Origin of the sequence: Salipiger sp. PrR007 (genome assembly GCF_010499845.1) — a bacterium.
Lineage (GTDB): Bacteria > Pseudomonadota > Alphaproteobacteria > Rhodobacterales > Rhodobacteraceae > Salipiger > Salipiger pacificus_A.
Genome location: NZ_JAAGOZ010000020.1, coordinates 57,974 through 78,852 on the forward strand (window position 1 = coordinate 57,974; position 20,879 = coordinate 78,852).

The window sequence follows — 20,879 nt, forward strand, 5'->3', positions numbered from 1 at the left end:
AAGGCCGGGCGCGGAGGCTCAGCTCAGCAGAGCGGTGAGCTGCGCGTCGAGCCAGAGCCGCAGGCCGTCTACTGTTGCGACATAGGGATCCAGCAGCGGGGCGAGGGCGGGCACCGCGGCGGTGAGCGCCGGTGCCAGCGCATAGAACAACAGTGCCAGCGCCGCCAAGATCAGCACCACGCCGAAGCCGCGGGCAAAGCCGCTGCTCTGCAGTTCGTCCTCCTCGGCGGCCCGCGCGCGGCCCTGCGGCGTCTCCATGCGGCGCGGCTCGGGGACGACGCGCAGCGTCTGGTTGATTTCCTCGATGTCCGGCAGCAGGTCTCGGCGCGAGGGTGCAACGGAAGGGTGCTCGGGTTCAGAGGTCACGAACTCGGCGCGCTCGGGTGCCTCGGGGGCCGGCTCGGCTGCGCCGGCGGGCTCGGGTGTGGGCTTTCCGGAGGGTGGGGCATCGCCACGGCTGCGGGTCATGTGGGCGCGGGCGACACGCGCGCGGTGCGCGGCGCTTTCCTCGGCGGGCTCCGCGAGGCCGAGGTCAGGCTGGCTCTCGAGCGGTTCGGGATCGGTGCGGCGGCGGGCCTCGCGTTCGGCCTCCTGGCGCAGCACCTCGGCGACCGAGGGATCGAGCCCGCGGGCGCGAACCGGGCGGCGCGGTACCGGCGTGGCGAGTGGCTCGGAGTCCGGCGTCTCGTCGGGCTCGGGATCGGGGAAGGGCACGTGCTCGGCCTCGGCTTCGGTGGGCGGCGCAAAGGCACCCTCATCCATCTCTTCCCAGAGTTCGTCGTCCTGCGGGGCCTCGGCGGGCGCCTCTTCGGGGAGGGGCGCATCCAGCGGGTGCAGTTGGAACCAGGTGTGGCCGCAGCTCGAGCATTGCACGTCGCGCCCGCCCGCGGGGATCGCGTCGACCGGCACCTCGTATTGCGCGCCGCAATTGGGGCAAATCAGCCGCATATTGTCCTTAGCTTTCCATCTGTTCTGGCCACCATCCCTTTGCTGACAATAGGTTGCCGGGGTGCGGCGGGAAAGCCCATTTTCGGGCCGGGGGGCGGATTGCAACTGCGCCGCGGCTCGGGCACAACAGGGCAACGTTTTTACCGGGGGCGCGCAGGCGTGATCGAACTGGATAATGTGGCCTACAGCTACGGTGGCGGAGAGCTGCTGAGCGGGCTCACGCTGCGGCTTGCGCCTGGGTCCTTCCACTTCCTGACCGGGCCCTCGGGCGCCGGCAAGACGACGCTGCTGAAGCTCTGCTACGGCGCGCTGGTGCCCACCGCCGGCCACGCGCGGCTGTTCGGCGAGGACGTGCGGCGCATGGACCGTGACGCCATCGCGCTGAGCCGCCGGCGCATCGGCGTGGTGCACCAGGACTGCCAGTTTCTCGACCATCTGTCGGTCGCCGAAAATGTCGCCCTGCCGCTCACCGTGGCGGGCGAAGCCGGCAGCGATCTCGAGCAGAACCTCATCGAGCTGATGACCTGGGTCGGGCTGAAGAGCCGCGCCGATGCCCTTCCGCCAGAGCTTTCGGGCGGCGAGCGGCAGCGCGCGGCACTGGCCCGCGCGGTGATCATGTCGCCCGAGGTGATCCTCGCCGACGAGCCCACGGGCAACGTCGACTGGGAGATGTCGCAGCGGCTTCTGCGGCTGCTGGTCGAGCTCAACCGCATGGGCAAGACGATCCTCATCGCCACGCACGACCTCGGGCTCATCCGCTCGGCCAAGACCCAGGTGCAGGCGCGGGTGCTGCGCATCTCGAACCGCAGGCTGCAAGCGGCGGGGGTCGACCTGTGAGGCTGATCCGCGACTCCTTCGGGGCCTTCACCGGCTCTGACACCGGCGCCGACCGGGTGGTGCCGCCCACGGGTTTCACCGCCTCGCTCACGCTGTTTGCCGCCGGGGCCATGGCCTTCCTCGCGGTCTTCGCGCTGGCGCTGTCGCTGGCCGCCGGGCGGCTTGCCACAAGCTGGGGCGAGGAACTGGCGCGCGCCTCGACCCTGCGCATCTCTGCCCCCGCCGGGCAGCAGGCGCAGCAGACCGAAGCGGCGCTGCGGCTGCTGCAGCAGACGCCGGGCGTTGCCTCGGCCCGGGCGCTGTCCGAAGAGGAGCAGCAAGCGCTGCTCGAGCCCTGGTTCGGTCCGGACCTTCCGCTGGCGGATCTGCCGGTGCCGCAGCTGATCGAGATCATCGAGGAGGGTGGAGGCTTCGACGGCGCGGGGCTGCGGCTGCGGTTGCAGGCCGAGGTGCCGGGTGCGGTGCTCGACGATCACACGAGATGGCGGCGCCCGCTGGTGGCGGCTGCGGGCAAGCTGCGGCTGCTGGGGGCGGTGTCGATCCTGCTCATCGCCGGTGCGGTGGCGGCGATGGTCACGCTGGCGGCCAATGCCGCGCTGGCGGCCAATGCGCAGGTCATCGCGGTGTTGCGGCTGGTGGGGGCGACCGACGGCTTCATCGCCCGCGCTTTCGTGCGGCGCTTCACCCTGCGCGCCCTCGGCGGCGCGACCCTGGGCGCCCTGGCCGGCGCCGGCGCGCTGCTGCTGCTGCCCTCGGCGGGCGAGACGGCGGGTTTCCTCACCGGCCTGTCCTTCGTCGGCTGGCACTGGGTCTTCGCGCTACTGGTGCCGTTGCTGACCGCGGCGGTGGCCTTCGTGGCGACGGCGATGGCGGCGCGGCGGGTGCTTGGAGATTTGAGATAATGCTATACGCCCTGCAATGGATCCGCTCGCTGCTCTTCGTCGGACAGGTCTACTTGGCAATGGCGGCGGTTGGCCTGTTGTTCTTCCCGCTGGCGCTGTTCTCCGACCGGGGAGCGCGCGCAGCCTGCCGGGCGTGGTGCCTCTGGGTGCGCTGGACGGCCTCCTGGATGGTGGGGCTCAAAAGCGAGATCCGCGGCGAAGTCCCCTCGGGCGAGCTGCTGATCGCCGCCAAGCACCAGAGCTTCTTCGACATCATCCTGCTGTTCGGCGCGGTGCCTGCGGGGAAGTTCGTGATGAAGCGCGAGCTGCTCTTCACCCCGGTGCTCGGCCAATATGCCACCCGCATCGGCTGCATCCCGGTGAACCGCGGCAAGCGCGGTGCGGCGATCTCGAAGCTGGTGGCCGACGTCAAGAAGAGCGCCGAAGAGCACCCCGGCCAACTGATCATCTACCCGCAGGGCACCCGCGTGCCGCCAGGCGTAAAGCTGCCCTACAAGGTCGGCACGGCGATCCTCTACAGCCAGAGCGGTGAGCCCTGCGTGCCGGTGGCGACCAACGTCGGCGTGTTCTGGCCCAAGCGTGGCATCTACCGCAAGCCAGGCACGGCTGTGATCGAATTCCTGCCGGTGATCGAGCCCGGCATGCCAAGCAAGGTCTTTCTTGCGAAGATCGAGGCGGATGTGGAGGCGGCCTCGAACCGCCTGATGGCGGAGGCCGGGTTCCATGCGGAAGATTGAGAACATCGACGCGCTCGAGGCGCTCTACGGCACGGCGGCTGGTGCGTCGATCGACAAGGTGGTGCGGCGCATGACGCCGCTCTATCGCAGGTGGATCGCGGCCTCGAAACTCTGCGTGCTGAGCACCGTGGGGCCGGCGGGCACCGATGCCTCGCCGCGCGGCGACGACGGCCCGGTGGTGCTGGAGCTCGATCCGGGCACACTGGCCATGCCCGACTGGCGCGGCAACAACCGGCTCGACTCGCTGCGCAACGTGGTCGAGGACGGGCGGATCTCGCTGATGTTCTTCGTGCCCGGCAGCAACAACGTGGTGCGGGTGAACGGGAACGGTTGGCTGACCGATGACGAGGCCCTGCGCGGGCGTTTTGGCAAGGACGGCAAGCTGCCCGCGACCGTGCTGATCGTCGAGATCGCCGAGATCTACACCCAATGCGCCCGCGCGCTGCTGCGCGCCGGAACCTGGGTCTCGGGAGACGAGAGCGCTGGGCTGCCGACCATCGGTCAGTTCCTGGCCGAAGCCACGCAGGGCGCGACCGATGGAGAGGCCTACGACCGCGAATGGCCGGAGCGCGCCGCAAAGAGCCTGTGGTGAGCGACTGAGGGCTTCCATCAAATCTGGTCTCACCCAGCGCCTTGCTGACGGGGCTCGGATGCTTCTCCGGTAACGTACGCGCTGGCCTCTGGACGTTCAGCGGCCGAGCGCGTCCTTGCCGGCGAGGATGAGCGGTCGAAGTTTCTCGAGACGCGCCACCCGGGTGTCGGCCTTTTTCGCGCCGCCGATCTGCAGGGCGTGGCTCTTCTGCCGCCCCGGGGTGAGCGCATGGAAGGCCTCGGCCAGCTCGGGGTCCGCATCGAGCGCGGCGACGAGCTCCTCGGGCAGCTCCAGCGCGACCTCCTCCTTCGGCGGGCGGAGCCCCTGCGCGGCATAGGCCCGCGCCTCGGCCAGATAGGCTTCGAGCACCGGGCGCATCTCGCCGACCTGCGCCGCCGACGCGAAGCGGATCACGTTGGGATGGCGGGTGTTGGGGCCTTGCCGCTCGAGCACGCGCTCGGGATCTTTCATCAGGGCCGGGTTGAAGAAACTGAGCGTGAAATCATCCCGGAAGGCACCGATCAGCGCGACGTTGCGCTCTGCTTCCACATAGACCGGATGTCCCCATTTCGCGGTTTCCCCAAGACCCGATGCGAGGCAGATGGTACGCAGCTCGGCCAGGCCCTCGGCCCAGATGCGGGTGGCGCAGTCGGCGGTGGCAAAGCGCGCGCAGCGGCCGCAGCCTTGGGTAAAATAGGCGGTGCTGTCGGTGATCATCGCGGCCTCCTTCCCGGGGATGCCGCGGAGCCTAGCAGGCGGTGCGAGCTCGGGGGAGGGGGAAACGGAAAAGGCCCCCAAGCGTTGCTCGGGGGCCTTTCCTGCTGTTGCAGATCCGATCAGGCGTGGATCGCGCCGTCGCCGCAGGCCAGGGCCGCCTCACGCACCGCTTCCGAGAAGGTCGGGTGCGCGTGGCAGGTCAGCGCGACATCCTCGGCCGAAGCGCCGAATTCCATTGCCACGCAGATCTCGTGGATCAGGTCGCCAGCCGCCGGGCCGATGATGTGGCAGCCGAGCACGCGGTCGGTGTCCTTGTCGACGATCAGCTTGACGAAGCCGTCACCGGCGAAGACGGCCTTGGCACGGCCGTTGCCCATGAAGGAGAACTTGCCGACCTTGTAGGCGCGGCCCTCTTCCTTGAGTTGCTGCTCGGTCTTGCCGACCGAGGCGACTTCGGGATGGGTGTAGATCACGCCCGGGATCACGTCGTAGTTCACATGGCCCGCCTTGCCGGCGATGACCTCGGCGCAGGCCATGCCTTCGTCCTCGGCCTTGTGGGCCAGCATCGGGCCCTCGATGGCGTCGCCGATGGCGTAGATGCCCTTGACCGCGGTCTGCCAGTGGCCGTCGGTTTCGATCTGGCCGCGCTTGGTCAGCTTCACGCCGAGCGCCTCGAGGCCGAGCCCGTCGGTGTAGGGCGCGCGGCCGGTCGCGCAGAGCACCACGTCGGCTTCGGTGCTGTGCTCGCTGTCGTCCTTGCGCAGCTTGTAGCTCACGGTGGCCTTGCCGTCCTTGGTCTCGACCTTGGAGACGGCCGCGCCCATGGTGAACTTCAGGCCCTGCTTGCTGAGCAGCTTCTGGAAGGTCTTCTGCACCTCGGCGTCCATGCCGGGGGTGATGGCGTCGAGGAATTCGATCACCTCGACCTCGGTGCCGAGGCGGGCATAGACCGATCCCATCTCGAGGCCGATCACGCCGGCGCCGATGACCACCATCTTCTTGGGGATCTTGCCGAGCTCGAGCGCGCCGGTGGAGGTGACGACGATCTTTTCGTCGACCTCGACCTCGGCGCCGGGCACGGAGGCGGGCACGGAGCCGGTGGCGATGATGATGTTCTTCGCCTCATGGACCTCGTCACCGACCTTGACCTTGCCGGCCTCGGGGATCGAGCCCCAGCCCTTGAGCCAGTCGATCTTGTTCTTCTTGAACAGGAATTCGATGCCCTTGGTGTTCTGGCCGATCACGTCGTCCTTGTAGGCGAGCATCTGCTTCCAGTCGACCTTGGGCGCGGCGCCCTTGAGGCCCATCTTGGCGAAGTTGTGCTCTGCCTCGTGCAGCTGGTGCGAAGCGTGCAGCAGCGCCTTCGAGGGAATGCAGCCCACGTTCAGGCAGGTGCCGCCGAGGGTCTCGCGGCCCTCGACGCAGGCGGTCTTGAGGCCGAGCTGTGCGCAGCGGATGGCGGCCACGTAGCCGCCCGGGCCGGCGCCGATCACGATGACGTCGTATTGTGCCATTGGGGTCTCCTATCGGGTATTTCTGAAGGCACGGGGCATGCACACGGCATGCGCAAACCATGCAGATGAGGATGCGGGGCGGGCGCTGGCGCGGAGGGGGCTCTGCCCCCGTCCACCTGCGGTCGGCGCCCTCTGGATGCTTCGGCCTGAAAGACGCCTCATGGGGTCACCAAGGCCGCGATCAGCAGGGCGGCGGTCGCCAGGAAGCCGACGAACCAGATGAGCGAGCGCCAGGGCGTCCAGCCGAAGAGGTAGGCGGGCAGGTAGACGATCCGGGCCAGCAGGTAGAGCAGCGCGCAGGCGGCGGTGACGCTGTTGCCCTTGTCGGTGTAGGTGACGACCATCACCGCGATGGCAAAGAGCAGCAGGCCCTCGAAATGGTTGTTCATCGCCCGCTGGGCGCGCCCGGCGAGACCGGTGAGCTCGCGGCCCTCGTCGCGCGGCGAGGCGGCGTAGCGCGGGCCGACCTGGCGTTGCGCCAGAACCGAGAAGAGCGCCATCTGGGCCATCTGCAGCAGGCTCGCGAGGGTTAGTGCAAGCAGTTCCGGCGTCATGCGGTGCTCAGCATGTGGGACGCGGAGGGGCCGTGGCCGAGGGCGGTTTCCTGGTCGATCCAGGCCCGCGCCTTGTCGGCGTCGTTGACGGTGAAGAGCGCCCAATGCGCGGCGCTGCCTTCGATCCAGAGCTGCAGGAGGGTGAGCCCGGCCTGGGCCCGGGATTCCGCCTCGGTGTCGAAGCGGTCTGCGTCGAAACGGTCGTAACGGAGAAGTAGCTGCTGGCTCATCTTGCTCTCCCTTCGGGATCACGCGGGGCTCTGGAAGGCCGCGCCCGGGCAGGTCCGGGCGCGGCAATGTCTTGGGCGGGGCGCGGGCGTGGCGCCCCGGGGCCGAGGATCAGAGATCCATCAGCAGGCGGCGCGGATCCTCGAGGGCTTCCTTGACGCGGACCAGGAAGGTCACGGCGCCCTTGCCGTCGACGATGCGGTGGTCGTAGCTCAGCGCCAGATACATCATCGGGCGGATTTCGACCTTGCCGTTGATCGCCATCGGACGATCCTGGATCTTGTGCATGCCGAGGATGCCCGACTGCGGGGGGTTCAGGATGGGCGAGGACATCAGCGAGCCGTAGACACCGCCGTTGGAGATGGTGAAGGTGCCGCCCTGCATCTCGGCCATCGAGAGCTTGCCGTCACGGGCGCGCTTGCCCTTCTCGTTGATCTCCTTCTCGATCTCCGCAAAGGACTTCTGGTCGACGTCGCGCAGCACCGGAACCACGAGGCCCTGCGGCGTGCCGGCGGCGATGCCCATGTGCACGAAGTTCTTGTAGACCACGTCGGTGCCGTCGATCTCGGCGTTCACCTCGGGGACTTCCTTGAGCGCGTGGACGCAGGCCTTGGTGAAGAAGGACATGAAGCCGAGGCGCACGCCGTGCTTCTTCTCGAAGAGGTCCTTGTACTGGCTGCGCAGCGCCATCACCTCGGTCATGTCCACCTCGTTGTAGGTGGTCAGCATGGCCGCGGTGTTCTGCGCGTCCTTGAGGCGCTTGGCGATGGTCTGGCGCAGGCGGGTCATCTTGACGCGCTCTTCGCGGGCGGCGTCCTCGGCGGCAACCGGCGCGCGCGGCGCGGCGGCCGGGGCAGCGGCGGCCGGGGCCGACTTGGCGGCAGCAAGCGCGGCGGAGACGTCATGCTTCATGACGCGCCCATCCTTGCCCGAGCCCTGCACCTGGTCGCGGCTGATGCCGGCCTCGGCCATGGCCTTCTTGCCGGCGGGAGAGTCCTCGATGTCCTTGGAGCCGTTGCCATCGCCGGCGGGCGGCGTGTCGTACTGGGTCGGCGCCTCTGCGGCGGGGGCGGCGGCACCCGATGCGCCGCCAAGCACGGCGAGCTGGCCGCCGGCCTGCACGGTGGCGCCTTCCTCGGCGAGGATCGCGGTCAGCGTGCCCGCGGCGGGCGCCGGCACTTCGACCGAGACCTTGTCGGTCTCGAGCTCGCAGAGCATCTCGTCGGCGGCGACGGTGTCACCGACCTTCTTGAACCAGGTGGCGACGGTGGCTTCGGAGACGGATTCGCCCAGCGTGGGGACCATCACCTTGACCTCTTCGCCGCCCGAGGAGGCGGGGGCCTCGTCGGACTTTTCGGCCTTGTCGGACTTGGCCGAGGGGCGTTCCTCGACCTGCTCGGCGCCGGCTTCGCCCGCGGGGGCGACATTGGCGAGCAGGGCGTCGACGCCCACGGTGTCGCCTTCCTTGGCCACGATGTCGGCGAGCACACCGGCGACCGGGGAGGGAACCTCGACGGTCACCTTGTCGGTCTCGAGCTCGCAGAGCATCTCGTCCACGGCGACGGAGTCACCGGGCTTCTTGAACCAGGTGGCCACCGTGGCTTCGGTCACGGATTCGCCCAGCGTGGGGACGCGCACTTCGGTCGTCATCGCTTCATTTCCCTTCGATGGTCAGCGCTTCGTTCACAAGCGCCTCTTGCTGTGCCTTGTGCTGGCTGGCCAGACCCGTGGCGGGCGAGGCCGAGGTGGCGCGGCCGACGTAGACCGGCCGCTTGTGCGTGGCGTCGATCCGGCCAAGCACCCATTCGATATTGGGCTCGATGAAGGTCCAGGCGCCCTGGTTCTTGGGCTCTTCCTGGCACCACACCATCTCGGCGCCCTTGAAGCGTTCCAGTTCCTTGACCAGCGAGATCGCCGGGAAGGGATAGAACTGCTCGATCCGCAGCAGGTAGACATCGTCGATGCCGCGGGCGTCGCGCTCTTCGAGCAGGTCGTAATAGACTTTGCCCGAGCACATCACGACGCGCTTGATCTTGTCGTCGGCCACCAGCTTGGTCGCGCTCTCGCCCGATTCCGCGCTGTCCCAGAGGACGCGGTGGAACGAGGAGCCGGTGACGAAGTCCTTGGCCTCGGAAACCGCCAGCTTGTGACGCAGAAGCGATTTCGGCGTCATCATGATCAGCGGCTTGCGGTAGCTGCGGTGCAGCTGGCGGCGCAGGATGTGGAAGTAGTTGGCCGGGGTCGTGACGTTGGCCACGATCCAGTTGTCCTGGCCGCACATCTGCAAGAAGCGCTCGAGACGGGCCGAGCTGTGCTCGGGGCCCTGGCCCTCGTAGCCGTGCGGCAGCAGGCACACGAGGCCCGACATGCGCAGCCACTTCGATTCACCCGACGAGATGAACTGGTCGAACATGATCTGCGCGCCGTTGGCGAAGTCGCCGAACTGGGCTTCCCAGAGTACGAGCGAGTTGGGCTCGGCCAGCGAGTAGCCGTATTCGAAGCCCGAGACCGCGTATTCCGACAGCGCCGAGTCGATGACCTCGTAGCGGGCTTGGCCCTCGCGGATGTTGTTGAGCGGGTAGTAGCGCTCTTCGTTGTCCTGGTTGATGAGGCCCGAGTGCCGCTGCGAGAAGGTGCCGCGGGTGGAGTCCTGCCCCGCGAGGCGGACCGGGTAGCCCTCGGTCAGCAGCGAGCCGAAGGCCAGTGCCTCGCCGGTGGCCCAGTCGAAGCCCTCACCGGTCTCGAACATCTTCGAGCGCGCGTCGAGGAAGCGGCCCACGGTTTTGTGCAGCGGGAAGCCCTCGGGGACGGTGGTCAGCCCCTTGCCGACATCGGCCATGGTCTCGGGCGCGATCGCCGTCTCGCCGCGCTGGTAGTTGCCTTCCTTCTGCGCGTCGAGGTGCGACCAGCGGCCGTCAAGCCAGTCTGCCTTGTTCGGCTTGTAGGTCTTGCCGGCCTCGAACTCCTCGTTGAGGTGCGCCTGGAAGGCGGCCTTCATGTCCTCGATCTCGCCCTCGGGGATGAGACCGTCCTTGACGAGGCGATCGGTGTAGAGCGTCAGCGTGGTCTTCTGCTGCTTGATCTTCTTGTACATGATCGGGTTGGTGAACATGGGCTCGTCGCCCTCGTTGTGACCGAACCGACGGTAGCAGAACATGTCGATGACCACGTCCTTGCCGAACTTCTGGCGGAACTCGATCGCCACCTTGGCGGCGTGGACCACGGCCTCGGGGTCGTCACCGTTGACGTGGAAAATCGGCGCCTCGACCACCAGCGCGTTGTCGGTGGGGTAGGGCGAGGAGCGCGAGAAGTGCGGTGCGGTGGTGAAGCCGATCTGGTTGTTCACCACGATGTGGATGGTGCCGCCGGTGCGGTGGCCGCGCAGGCCCGAGAGCGCAAAGCACTCGGCCACGACGCCCTGGCCGGCAAAAGCCGCGTCGCCATGCAGCAGCACGGGCAGAACTTGCGTGCGCTCGGTGTCGCCGAGCTGGTCCTGCTTGGCGCGGACCTTGCCCAGAACCACCGGGTTCACCGCTTCGAGGTGCGAGGGGTTGGCGGTCAGCGACAGGTGCACCTTGTTGCCGTCGAACTCGCGGTCCGAAGAGGCGCCGAGGTGGTATTTCACGTCGCCGGAGCCGTCCACGTCCTCGGGCTTGAACGAGCCGCCCTGGAATTCGTTGAAGATCGCGCGGTAGGGCTTTTGAAGCACGTTGGCGAGCACCGACAGGCGGCCGCGGTGCGGCATGCCGAAGACGATCTCCTTGATGCCGAGGCTGCCGCCGCGCTTGATGATCTGCTCCATCGCCGGGATCAGCGACTCGCCGCCGTCGAGGCCGAAGCGCTTGGTGCCCATGTACTTGACGTGCAGGAACTTCTCGAAGCCCTCGGCTTCCACCATCTTGTTGAGGATCGCCTTGCGGCCCTCACGGGTGAATTTCACTTCCTTGCCGTAGCCCTCGATGCGCTCCTTGAGCCAGGCGGATTGTTCGGGGTCCGAGATGTGCATGTACTGCAGCGCGAAGGTGCCGCAGTAGGTGCGCTTGAGCACGCCCATGATCTCGCGCATCGAGGCGACCTGCAGGCCGAGCACGTTGTCGATGAAGATCGGGCGGTCCATGTCGGCCTCGGTGAAGCCGTAGGCCTTGGGGTCGAGCTCGGGGTGCGGATCCTTGCCGTGCAGGCCCAGTGGGTCGAGATCGGCGGCGAGGTGGCCGCGGATCCGGTGCGCGCGGATGATCATCAGCGCGCGGATCGAGTCGAGCACTGCCCGCTTGATCTGATCGTCGGTGACCGCGACGCCCTTCTCGGCGGCTTTCTCGGCGATCTTCTTGCCGGCGCCCTTGGTCTCGGCAACGGGCATCAGCGGCCACTCGCCGGTGATCGCGGCGGTGAGGTCGTCGTTCGGGGTCGGCGGCCAGTCGGCGCGTTCCCAAGAGGCGCCCTGCGCCTCGGCCTTCACGCTGGTCTCGTCGTCGCCGAGCTGTTTGAAGAACTCGCTCCACGCCTCGTCCACCGCGGAGGGGTCGTTCGCGTAGCGGGCGTACATCTGTTCGAGATATTCCGCGTTCGCACCCTGCATGAAGCTGAGGGCGTGGAACTGGTCATTCGAGCCTTGATCCGTCATCGCGCGTATTCCTTTCTGACCGATCGTTGAAGCAGCAGGAGGGGGGCCTTCGGGAAAGGCCCCCGTCATGATGCTCCGGGCGGTGTTCGGGCCGGAACCCTTGAGGGGGCGCGGGGCGGGCAATGCCGCCCCGCTGAGTGCTACTTAGGCTTTGATGGCCTTCATTACAGCCTCACCAAGCGTTGCCGGGCTGTCCGCGACCACGATACCGGCGGATTTCATCGCCTCGATCTTGGACTCGGCGTCGCCCTTGCCACCGGCGACGATCGCGCCAGCGTGGCCCATGCGGCGTCCCGGAGGAGCGGTGCGGCCCGCGATGAAACCGGCGGTCGGCTTCCAGCGGCCCTTTTTCTTTTGCTCGGCGAGGAACTCTGCGGCTTCCTCTTCCGCCGAACCACCGATCTCACCGATCATGATGATCGACTGGGTTTCCGGATCGTCGAGGAACATGTCCAGCACGTCGATGTGCTCGGTGCCCTTGATGGGGTCGCCGCCGATGCCGACGGCCGTCGACTGGCCGAGGCCCATGTCGGTGGTCTGCTTCACGGCTTCATAGGTCAGCGTGCCCGAGCGCGAGACCACGCCGACCGAGCCACGCTTGTGGATGTGGCCGGGCATGATGCCGATCTTGCAGGCGTCGGGGGTGATGACACCCGGGCAGTTCGGGCCGATCAGGCGCGACTTGCTGTCGACCAGCGCGCGCTTCACCTTCATCATGTCGAGGACGGGGATGCCCTCGGTGATGCAGATGATCAGCTCGATCTCGGCGTCGATGGCTTCGAGGATCGAGTCCGCTGCGAAGGGCGGCGGCACGTAGATCACCGAGGCGTTGGCTTCGGTCACGTGCTTGGCTTCATGGACCGAGTTGAACACCGGCAGGCCAAGGTGCTCCTGGCCGCCTTTGCCGGGGGTCACGCCGCCGACCATCTTGGTGCCGTAGGCGATGGCCTGCTCGGTGTGGAAGGTGCCCTGCGAGCCGGTCAGGCCCTGGCAGATGACTTTGGTGTTTTCGTTGACGAGGACTGCCATTGTGGCGTTCTCCTGATTGTCGCTGCGACGGGCGCAGCCTGAATTCCGGGAAGGGAGCGCCGCGGCGCCCCCAGACGCATCAGCCCTTGACCGCTTTCACGATCTTCTCGGCGCCGTCGGAGAGGTTGTCGGCAGCGATCACGTCCAGGCCGGACTCGTTGATGATCTTCTTGCCAAGCTCAACGTTGGTGCCTTCGAGGCGGACGACGAGCGGAACCTGCAGGCCCACTTCCTTGACCGCGGCGATCACGCCCTCGGCGATCACGTCGCAGCGCATGATGCCGCCGAAGATGTTCACGAGGATGCCTTTGACGTTCTTGTCCGAGGTGATGATCTTGAACGCCTCGGTCACCTTCTCCTTGGTGGCGCCGCCCCCCACGTCGAGGAAGTTGGCCGGCTCGGCACCGTAGAGCTTGATGATGTCCATGGTCGCCATGGCAAGGCCCGCGCCGTTCACCATGCAGCCGATCTCACCATCCAGAGCGATGTAGTTGAGGTCGTACTTGGAGGCTTCGAGTTCCTTGGCGTCTTCCTCGGTCTCGTCGCGCAGGTTGGCGATGTCGGGCTGGCGGTACATGGCGTTGCCGTCGAAGCCGAGCTTGGCGTCGAGCACCTTGAGGTTGCCGCCGGGCATGAGGATCAGCGGGTTGATCTCCAGCATCTCCATGTCCTTCTCGATGAAGGCCTTGTAGAGCTGACCCATCAGCTTCACGCACTGCTTCATCGCCGGGCCTTCGAGGCCGAGCGCGAAGGCGACGCGGCGGCCGTGGAACGGCTGGTAACCGGTGGCCGGGTCGACGGAGAACGACAGGATCTTCTCGGGGGTCGAGGCTGCGACTTCCTCGATGTCCATGCCGCCCTCGGTGGAGCAGACGAAGGACACGCGCGAGGTGACGCGGTCGACGAGCAGGGCGAGATAGAGTTCGCGCTCGATGTCCGAGCCGTCTTCGATGTAGATGCGGTTGACCTGCTTGCCGGCCGGGCCGGTCTGGTGGGTCACCAGGGTCTTGCCAAGCATCTTCTTGGCTTCCTCAGCCGCCTCTTCCACCGACTTGGCAAGACGGACGCCGCCCTTCTCGCCAGCTTCGGCTTCCTTGAACTTGCCCTTGCCGCGGCCACCTGCGTGGATCTGTGCCTTGACGACCCAGAGCGGACCGTCGAGCTCGCCGGCAGCGGACTTGGCTTCGTTGGCGCTGAGCACGACGCGGCCGTCCGAAACCGGGCAGCCGTATTCGCGCAGGAGCGCTTTCGCCTGATATTCATGGATGTTCATGGAAGACTCTTCCCGTCTTGCTGCGATTTCGGGGCCGGTATACGCGCCTCAATCGCGCGGCGCGAAGGGATTTTTGGCTTTCGGCGAAGATTTGCGAGATTTTTTTGCCGTTGTGATCACGGGCCAAAAAAGCGTGATCACAAACTCGACTGCGCTGGAATTGCGTTAGCGCCCGAGGTCCAAAGAATCAGCAAGCTGCCGCTGCGGAAGGCGACATGCAAAGCCCGAAAAAGCATGGGCCCCGGCGATGTTGTCACCGGGGCCCGAAGATTTCTGGTGCCCCACGGGGCTGCGGCAGGGCTTACGCCAGGCTGCTGTCGATGCCCTTGCAGGCCTCGACGAGACCGTTCACCGCGGCGACCGACTTGTCGAACATCTCCTGCTCTTCCTTGTTGAGCTTGATGTTCACGATCTTCTCGATGCCGCCGGCGCCGATCACGGTGGGCACGCCCACGTACATGTCCTTCAGGCCAAACTCGCCGTCGCAGTAAGCGGCGCAGGGCAGCACGCGCTTCTGGTCCTTGAGGTAGGCTTCGGCCATCTCGATGGCCGAGGTCGCGGGCGCGTAGAAGGCCGAGCCGGTCTTCAGCAGGCCGACGATCTCGGCGCCGCCGTCACGGGTGCGCTGCACGATGGCGTCGAGCTTCTCCTGCGTGGTCCAGCCCATCTCGACCAGGTCGGGCAGCGGGATGCCGGCGACGGTCGAGTAACGGACGGAGGGGACCATGGTGTCGCCGTGGCCGCCGAGCACGAAGGCGGTGACGTCCTTCATCGACACGTCGAATTCCACCGACAGGAAGTGGCGGAAGCGCGCCGAGTCGAGCACGCCGGCCATGCCGCAGACCTTGTGCGCGGGCAGGCCCGAGAATTTCTGCAGGGCCCAGACCATCGCGTCGAGCGGGTTGGTGATGCAGATGACGAAGGCGTCCGGAGCGTTTTCCTTGATGCCTTCGCCGACCGATTTCATCACCTTGAGGTTGATGCCCAGCAGGTCGTCGCGGCTCATGCCCGGCTTGCGGGGCACGCCGGCGGTGACGATGCAGACGTCCGCGCCCGCGATGTCGGCGTAATCCTGGGTGCCCTTGAGCTTGGCGTCAAAGCCTTCGGAGGGGCCGGATTCCGCGATGTCGAGCGCTTTGCCTTCCGGGGTGCCTTCCGAGATGTCGAAGAGCACGACGTCGCCGAGTTCCTTCAGGGCCGCGAGATGTGCAAGCGTGCCGCCAATCTGTCCCGCGCCGATGAGGGCAATCTTGGGTCTGGCCATGGATCTGTTCTCCGCTCCATTTGTGAAGTCCGCCGCTTGCGTAAGGTCTCTGCCGCCGACGCGCAAGGGCGCTGCAGGGCAGCATCACGGAAGCTCGATTGCTGACCACGCGGCATGGTTGCGATAAAGTCTTTAATTATCGGTGTGTTAGTGCCGGTATGCGAACGTATGCATTCTGTGATTAGCGAAGCCCGAGGGGCAGCGAGGTGCTGCAACCTGCGGGCGCAAATTGCCGCATTCACAGGCAATCGGGCGATTCTCTTTGGCGTCATCTGCGCCCGCTGCGCCGCGCGAGATATTTCTCGAGCTGCACCAGCGCGTCGTGGATCAGCACCGCGAAGAGCCCGACGATCAGCCCGCCCTGTAGCACGAAGGCGGTGTTGCTGGTCAGCAGCCCGGCAATGATCACCTCGCCCAGCGTGCGCGCGGCCACCGTCGATCCGATGGTCGCCGTGCCGAGGGCGATCACCACCGACAGGCGGATGCCACCGAGGATCACCGGCATGGCCAGCGGCAGCTCGACCCGCCAGAGCCTCTGCCAGCGATCGAGCCCGATGCCGCGTGCGGCCTCCATCGTGCTGGCGGGCAGGGTTGAAAGGCCGGTCATGGCGTTCTCGAAGATCGGCAGGAGGCCATAGAGGAAGAGCGCCACCAGCGTCGGGCCTGCACCGAAGCCGAGCGCAGGGACGGCGAGCGCCAGCACGGCGACCGGGGGAAAGGTCTGCCCGACATTGGTGATGGTGCGCGAGAGCGGGCGGAATGCGGCGCCGGCGGGGCGGGTGACGAGGATCGCCAGCGTGACGGCGACCACGGTCGCTGCGAGAGAGGCCATGGCAACGAGTCCGAGGTGGCTCAGCGAGAGCGAGAGCAGCGAGCTGCGGGTGTAGATCACCGGGCCATTTTCGGGCGCGAAGGGGGCGAAGGCCGGGGTGAAGGCTTCCGGCTTCAGCACCAGCGCCAGCAGCAGCGCGACGAGCGCCACGCGCAGGAGCATCCCCGGTTTCACGCGTGGCGCTCCGCCCGCGCGCGGATGGCCGAGAGCGTGACCCGCCCGGCAGGGCCGCCCCCGTTCAAGACAGGCACGGCCTCACGCCCGGTCCAGAGACAAGCCGAAAGCGCCTCGCGCAGGGTCGCATCCTCGGGCAGAGCCGGGCCTTCGGCCGCGCCGGGCTCGATCAGCTCGGAGACGGGGATCAGCGAGAGCAGCCGCATGGGCCGCTCGGTATCTCCCACCATGTCGGCGACGAAATCGGTGGCGGGCTGCGCGACGATCTCTTCCGGTGGCCCGTATTGCACCAGCCTGCCGCCATCCATCACCGCGATGCGGTCGCCAAGGCGGATCGCCTCGTCCATGTCGTGGGTGACGAGCATGATCGTAGAGCCGAGCTTGCGCTGGATGGCGCGCAGATCGTCCTGCGCGCGGGTGCGGATGATCGGATCGAGCGCGCCGAAGGGTTCGTCCATCAGCAGAAGGTCCGGGCGAGAGGCCAGCGCCCTAGCGACGCCGACGCGCTGCTGCTGCCCGCCCGACAGCTCCAGCGGCAGGCGGTCGCGAAACTCGTCAGGCTCCATGCCGAAGAGGGTAAGCAACTCGTCCACCCGGGCGACGATCTCCTCCTTCGGCCAGCCAAGCAGCTCGGGGACGGCACCGATGTTGCGCGCAACCGTGTGGTGCGGAAAGAGCCCGTGGCCCTGGATCGCGTAGCCGATGCGGCGGCGCAGGAGGTGGGGTTTTACCGCGTGGGTGGGCTCGCCGTTGATCCGCACCTCGCCCGAGCTGGGCTCGACCAGCCTGTTGATCATCCGCAGAAGCGTGGTCTTACCCGAGCCCGAGGTGCCCACGATCGCGGTGATCGTGCCGGTTTCGGCGGTGAGAGAAACGGCATCGACGGCGCGGGTCTCGCCGTAAAGTTTGGTGATCTTGTCGATCTCGATCATGTCTGGCGCTCCGGCAGGCGGCGGGTGAGGTCGACGAGGATGTCCATGACGATCGCCGCGACGAGGGCCATGAGGACGGTGGGCAGGGCGCCCAGCAAAATGAGGTCGGTGGCGGTCTGGTTGAGGCCCTGGAAGACGAAGCTGCCGAAGCCGCCGCCGCCGATCAGCCCGGCGATGACCGCAAGGCCGATGTTCTGAACCAGCACGATGCGCAGGCCCGCGAGGATCACCGGCATGGCCAGCGGCAGCTCGACCTTCCGCAGGCGTTGCATGGCAGTCATGCCCATGCCGCGGGCGGCCTCGATCGCGGCGGGAGGAGTTGCGGCGAGCCCGGTCACGGTATTGGCGACCACCGGCAGCAACGAATAGAGCACCAGCGCGAGGAAGGCGGGGGCAAAGCCGATGCCAGCGATGCCGAATGCCTGCGCGGCGGGGTAGGTCGCGGCCACCCAGCCGAGGATCGGGATCATGATGCCGAACATGGCGAGCGAGGGGATCGTCTGGAGAAAGCTCAGGACCGGCAGCATCGCGCCGCGCAGAGCGCCATTACGGTGGCACAGGATGCCGAGCGGGAAGCCGATCAGCGCCGCCGCGCCGAGCGAGCCGAGCGCGAGCGCGACGTGGCGCAGGCTGGCAGTGCGGAACGCGTCCTTTCGGCTGGCGTATTCCTGCATCACCGAGAGGTCCGACAGGGCGCCGGACCAGAGCAAGGCCGCGAGGGCGGCGAGAAGCACCGCCAGCAGCCCGGCGCGGGCGCGGGGGCCGGGGCGGAGCTGAGAGAGCGCGTCCGCCATCAGCAGCATCAGCACCAGCAGCAGGCACCACGCGCCCGCTCCGGGCGACACGCGCGCAAGATCCCCCGCCCCTTGAAGCTGCGCCGCCGCCCCCTGCGCCATCAGAAAGACGAGGCCGGCAAGGCCGATCAGGCTACCACCGAGGCGGCGCAGTGGCAGGGCAGAGGGGATGCCGAGCGCCAGCCCGGCGGCCAATGCGAGCGCGCCAGGTACGATCGCGCTCGGTGGGGCGCTGTCCCAGAGCATCACGCTTTCTCCGGCGACGATCCGGTTGGCGCGCAGCGTAAGGAGCGGCAGGGCCAGTGAAGCCAGCCCCAACGCGGCGAAAAGCAGGCCGGGCGCAGAGAGACCCCGCCCGGCACGCATCATCTGCCGCTCCGCGAGCGCGATCAGTCCAGCACCCCGGACTTGGTGAGATAATCACGGGCCACCGCCTCGGCAGGCTCGCCGCCGACCTGGATGCGACCGTTGAGCTCCTGCAGGGTCTCCATCGTCAGGCCTTCGAAGATCGGGTTCAGCACCTCGGGGATCGAGGGATATTCCTCGAGCACGGCGTCGCGGACGATGGGGCTGGGCTCGTAGACCGGCTGCACGCCCTTGTCGTCCTTCATCACCTTGAGCCCGGTCGCGCCGACGCCGCCGTCGGTGCCGTAGACCATGGCGGCGTTGACACCCGAGGTGCCCCTGGCCGCGGCCTGGATCGTCGCCGCGGTGTCGCCGCCCGAGAGGATCACGGTCTGGTCCTCGGACAATTCGAAACCGTAGGTCTCTTGCATGGCGGGCAGCACCGCGGGGGAGGAGACAAACTCGGTCGAGGCGGCGAGCTTCACGTCGCCGCCGCCCGACACCCAGGCACCGAAGTCACTCATCGTGTCGAGGCTGTTCTCCTCGGCCAGCGGCCCGGTCACGGCGATGGCCCAGGTGTTGTTGGCGGGGGCAGAGCTGAGCCAGGTAATGCCGTTCTCTGCGTCCAGCTCCTTGGCGCGGTCGTGCGCCGCGGCGGCGTCCTTCCAGGTGTCTGCGTCGGCTTCGTTGAAGAAGAAGGCCGCGTTGCCTGTGTACTCGGGGTAGATGTCGATCTGACCCGCCAGGATCGCCTCGCGCACCACTTGGGTTCCGCCCAGTTGCAGGCGCCGCTCGACGGGCAGGCCTGCATCCTCGAGTGCTAGGGCGATCATGTTGCCGAGCAGCCCGCCCTCGGTGTCGATTTTCGACGAGACGGTGATGTCGGCCTGTGCTGTGCCGGCAAACCCCGCGGCGAGGCTGGCGGCGGCGAGAATATGTGTGCGGATCATGGCGCGTCGGGCTCCCTTCCGTTGCGTCCTGTCGACTATGACAGAGTTCCGCTTAGAAACTAGGATAGGACGGGCCGAGGCCAAGTCTTCCGCGGAATTTCCGGGGGCGTGGGGGCTTCGGGTCGTGCGCCTCAGGCATCGCTTTCCTTTGGTGGGAGATGTTCGGCAAGGGTTTCAAAAGCCTGCCCGCTGGCGACAAGACATGTGACGCCTTGGCTGGAGGTGATGGTGATCGTCCATGTGCCGGTCTCGTCGGAGGCGAAGACCTCCATCACCGCGTTGTCGCTGCCGAGGCCGATGGACTGCCGCGTCTCGCCATAGGTTTCTGCGAGTCGGGCAATCACCACGTCGCGCGGGCCGCAAGCGCGGCTCTGGGCGGCTCCGGCAGAGGGCAGGGCGGCGAGCGCCACGCAGAGACCTATCAGGAGCAGGCTGCGCCGTGAGCAGCCGGGCCCCGGTGCGTGGCTGGTGGGGGTGGGATGTGCCGTCATCGGCTTTCCTTTCAGCGGGATGGTCCTTTCAGCGGGGGATGCCGGTGCGACTGGATCGGCGCTGCCAGCCGAGGGCGTTGGCAGGGCGCTGCCCTTGATTTCCGAGCCTGCGCGGCAATCCCGAAGGATTGGTAAAGGATGCGGCCGTGGTTAAAATGCGTTGTTCTTCTGCGCCGCGGCATGAACGCGCTTGCAGTTTTTGGAAAACAATTGCATCACTGACGCAATATTATTGCTCTACGGAGGAAGGCATGGATCTCGCGCTGCGGCCCTATCGCTCGGTACTTTACATCCCCGGCTCGAAGGAACGGGCGCTGGACAAGGCGCGTGGCCTCGCGGTGGATGCGATCATCTTCGACCTCGAGGATGCCGTGGCCCCGTCGGAAAAGCCCGCCGCGCGCGAGACGCTGGCCGCCGCGCTGGGCGTGGGGGGGTATGGCAAGCGCACGCGGATCGTGCGCATCAACGGGCTCGACACCGACTGGGGCGAGGCCGATGCGCGTGCTGCAGATAGCATGGATTGCGACACCGTGCTGTTGCCCAAGGTCGAGGACCCCGCACAACTCGACGCGCTGGCGGAGCTTACCGCAAAGCCGCTCTGGGCGATGATGGAGACGCCGAAGGGCATGCTCAACGCACAGGCGATCGCTGCGCATCCGCGGCTGGCAGGTATGGTCATGGGCACCAACGATCTGGCCAAGGAACTGAACTCGCGCTTCCGCGCCGACCGGCTGCCGATGCTCACCTCGCTGCAGCTCTGCCTGCTGGCGGCCAAGGCCTCAGGCTGCGTGATCGTCGACGGCGTCTACAATGCCTTCAAGGACGACGAGGGGCTGCGGGCCGAATGTGATCAGGGCCGCGACATGGGCTTCGACGGCAAGACGCTGATCCACCCGGCGCAGGTCGAGATCGCCAATGCCGCCTTCGCGCCCACCGAGGGTGAGATCGATCTGGCGCGGCGGCAGATCCACGCTTTCGAAGAAGCCGAGGCCGCGGGGCAGGGGGTTGCCGTCGTCGACGGCAAGATCGTCGAGAACCTGCATGTCTTCACGGCGAAATCGGTGCTCGCCAAGGCGGAAGCCATTGCCGCCATGGGGGCTTGAGGGCAGGCTCGGGCCGAACCCGGCACAAGGAGACCCCCA

The 20,879-nt window shown here is 67.3% G+C and carries 20 protein-coding genes; 5 read left to right on the forward strand and 15 right to left on the reverse strand.

What is annotated here, in order from left to right:
* Nucleotides 1-18: 18 nt before the first annotated feature.
* Nucleotides 19-948, reverse strand: coding sequence for a zinc-ribbon domain-containing protein (locus G0Q01_RS09870; protein WP_164191360.1), 930 nt, complete (start codon nt 946-948; stop codon nt 19-21).
* Nucleotides 949-1,107: 159 nt separating this feature from the next.
* Here G0Q01_RS09870 and G0Q01_RS09875 point away from each other — a divergent pair, with 159 nt between their 5' ends.
* Genes G0Q01_RS09875 through G0Q01_RS09890 form a run of 4 tightly spaced genes read left to right on the forward strand, consistent with a single transcriptional unit; the run spans nt 1,108 to nt 4,016 of the window.
* Entirely contained in the window at nt 1,108-1,785 is a 678-nt protein-coding gene (locus G0Q01_RS09875) for an ATP-binding cassette domain-containing protein (RefSeq protein ID WP_164213317.1), read from the forward strand.
* Nucleotides 1,782-2,687, forward strand: coding sequence for an ABC transporter permease (locus tag G0Q01_RS09880; RefSeq protein WP_254694392.1), 906 nt, complete (start codon nt 1,782-1,784; stop codon nt 2,685-2,687). Before G0Q01_RS09875 ends, G0Q01_RS09880 begins: the two co-directional genes overlap by 4 nt.
* Nucleotides 2,687-3,424, forward strand: a complete 738-nt coding sequence (locus tag G0Q01_RS09885) for a 1-acyl-sn-glycerol-3-phosphate acyltransferase (protein WP_108966844.1) — start codon at nt 2,687-2,689, stop codon at nt 3,422-3,424. The genes G0Q01_RS09880 and G0Q01_RS09885 overlap by 1 nt, the downstream gene beginning before the upstream one ends.
* Entirely contained in the window at nt 3,411-4,016 is a 606-nt protein-coding gene (locus G0Q01_RS09890) for a pyridoxamine 5'-phosphate oxidase family protein (RefSeq protein ID WP_164191544.1), read from the forward strand. Before G0Q01_RS09885 ends, G0Q01_RS09890 begins: the two co-directional genes overlap by 14 nt.
* Nucleotides 4,017-4,112: 96 nt before the next feature.
* Here G0Q01_RS09890 and G0Q01_RS09895 read toward each other — a convergent pair whose 3' ends face one another.
* The 14 genes from G0Q01_RS09895 to G0Q01_RS09960 form a co-directional block, all read right to left on the reverse strand.
* Nucleotides 4,113-4,733 (reverse strand): YdeI family protein, encoded by a 621-nt coding sequence (locus G0Q01_RS09895; RefSeq protein WP_164191384.1) that lies wholly within the window; start codon nt 4,731-4,733, stop codon nt 4,113-4,115.
* 119 nt (nt 4,734-4,852) lie between these two features.
* Nucleotides 4,853-6,247 carry a dihydrolipoyl dehydrogenase gene (gene lpdA, locus G0Q01_RS09900; RefSeq protein WP_108966837.1) on the reverse strand — a complete coding sequence of 465 codons (1,395 nt, stop codon included), beginning with the start codon at nt 6,245-6,247 and terminating at the stop codon, nt 4,853-4,855.
* A gap of 158 nt (nt 6,248-6,405) precedes the next feature.
* Nucleotides 6,406-6,801: an MAPEG family protein gene (locus tag G0Q01_RS09905; protein WP_164191386.1), complete on the reverse strand. Its 396-nt coding sequence runs from the start codon at nt 6,799-6,801 to the stop codon at nt 6,406-6,408.
* Complete coding sequence (locus G0Q01_RS09910) at nt 6,798-7,031, reverse strand: hypothetical protein (protein WP_164191389.1); 234 nt, start codon at nt 7,029-7,031, stop codon at nt 6,798-6,800. The genes G0Q01_RS09905 and G0Q01_RS09910 overlap by 4 nt, the downstream gene beginning before the upstream one ends.
* A gap of 109 nt (nt 7,032-7,140) precedes the next feature.
* Nucleotides 7,141-8,679 carry a 2-oxoglutarate dehydrogenase complex dihydrolipoyllysine-residue succinyltransferase gene (gene odhB, locus G0Q01_RS09915; protein ID WP_164191408.1) on the reverse strand — a complete coding sequence of 513 codons (1,539 nt, stop codon included), beginning with the start codon at nt 8,677-8,679 and terminating at the stop codon, nt 7,141-7,143.
* A gap of 4 nt (nt 8,680-8,683) precedes the next feature.
* Entirely contained in the window at nt 8,684-11,653 is a 2,970-nt protein-coding gene (locus G0Q01_RS09920) for a 2-oxoglutarate dehydrogenase E1 component (protein ID WP_164191420.1), read from the reverse strand.
* A 144-nt stretch (nt 11,654-11,797) separates the two neighbouring features.
* On the reverse strand, nt 11,798-12,682 hold the full coding sequence (gene sucD, locus G0Q01_RS09925) for a succinate--CoA ligase subunit alpha (RefSeq protein ID WP_108966828.1): 885 nt from the start codon (nt 12,680-12,682) through the stop codon (nt 11,798-11,800).
* Between the two features lie 79 nt (nt 12,683-12,761).
* Nucleotides 12,762-13,955, reverse strand: coding sequence for an ADP-forming succinate--CoA ligase subunit beta (gene sucC / locus G0Q01_RS09930; RefSeq protein WP_095880430.1), 1,194 nt, complete (start codon nt 13,953-13,955; stop codon nt 12,762-12,764).
* Nucleotides 13,956-14,256: 301 nt separating this feature from the next.
* Nucleotides 14,257-15,219, reverse strand: coding sequence for a malate dehydrogenase (gene mdh / locus G0Q01_RS09935; protein ID WP_108966826.1), 963 nt, complete (start codon nt 15,217-15,219; stop codon nt 14,257-14,259).
* Between the two features lie 268 nt (nt 15,220-15,487).
* The gene (locus G0Q01_RS09940) at nt 15,488-16,225 is read right to left on the reverse strand and encodes an ABC transporter permease (protein ID WP_164191424.1); all 738 of its coding nucleotides are present in this window, start codon (nt 16,223-16,225) and stop codon (nt 15,488-15,490) included.
* Entirely contained in the window at nt 16,222-17,157 is a 936-nt protein-coding gene (locus tag G0Q01_RS09945) for an ABC transporter ATP-binding protein (protein WP_164191427.1), read from the reverse strand. The genes G0Q01_RS09940 and G0Q01_RS09945 overlap by 4 nt, the downstream gene beginning before the upstream one ends.
* A complete protein-coding gene (locus G0Q01_RS09950) occupies nt 17,154-18,320 on the reverse strand; it encodes an ABC transporter permease (RefSeq protein WP_164191430.1) in 1,167 nt (388 codons plus the stop codon). The genes G0Q01_RS09945 and G0Q01_RS09950 overlap by 4 nt, the downstream gene beginning before the upstream one ends.
* Nucleotides 18,321-18,340: 20 nt before the next feature.
* The gene (locus G0Q01_RS09955; protein ID WP_164191435.1) at nt 18,341-19,246 is read right to left on the reverse strand and encodes an ABC transporter substrate-binding protein; all 906 of its coding nucleotides are present in this window, start codon (nt 19,244-19,246) and stop codon (nt 18,341-18,343) included.
* A 131-nt stretch (nt 19,247-19,377) separates the two neighbouring features.
* Complete coding sequence (locus tag G0Q01_RS09960) at nt 19,378-19,737, reverse strand: hypothetical protein (protein ID WP_235940021.1); 360 nt, start codon at nt 19,735-19,737, stop codon at nt 19,378-19,380.
* Nucleotides 19,738-19,988: 251 nt separating this feature from the next.
* Between G0Q01_RS09960 and G0Q01_RS09965 the strand changes: the two genes are divergently transcribed.
* Nucleotides 19,989-20,840 carry a CoA ester lyase gene (locus G0Q01_RS09965; RefSeq protein WP_164191438.1) on the forward strand — a complete coding sequence of 284 codons (852 nt, stop codon included), beginning with the start codon at nt 19,989-19,991 and terminating at the stop codon, nt 20,838-20,840.
* Nucleotides 20,841-20,879 lie beyond the last annotated feature (39 nt).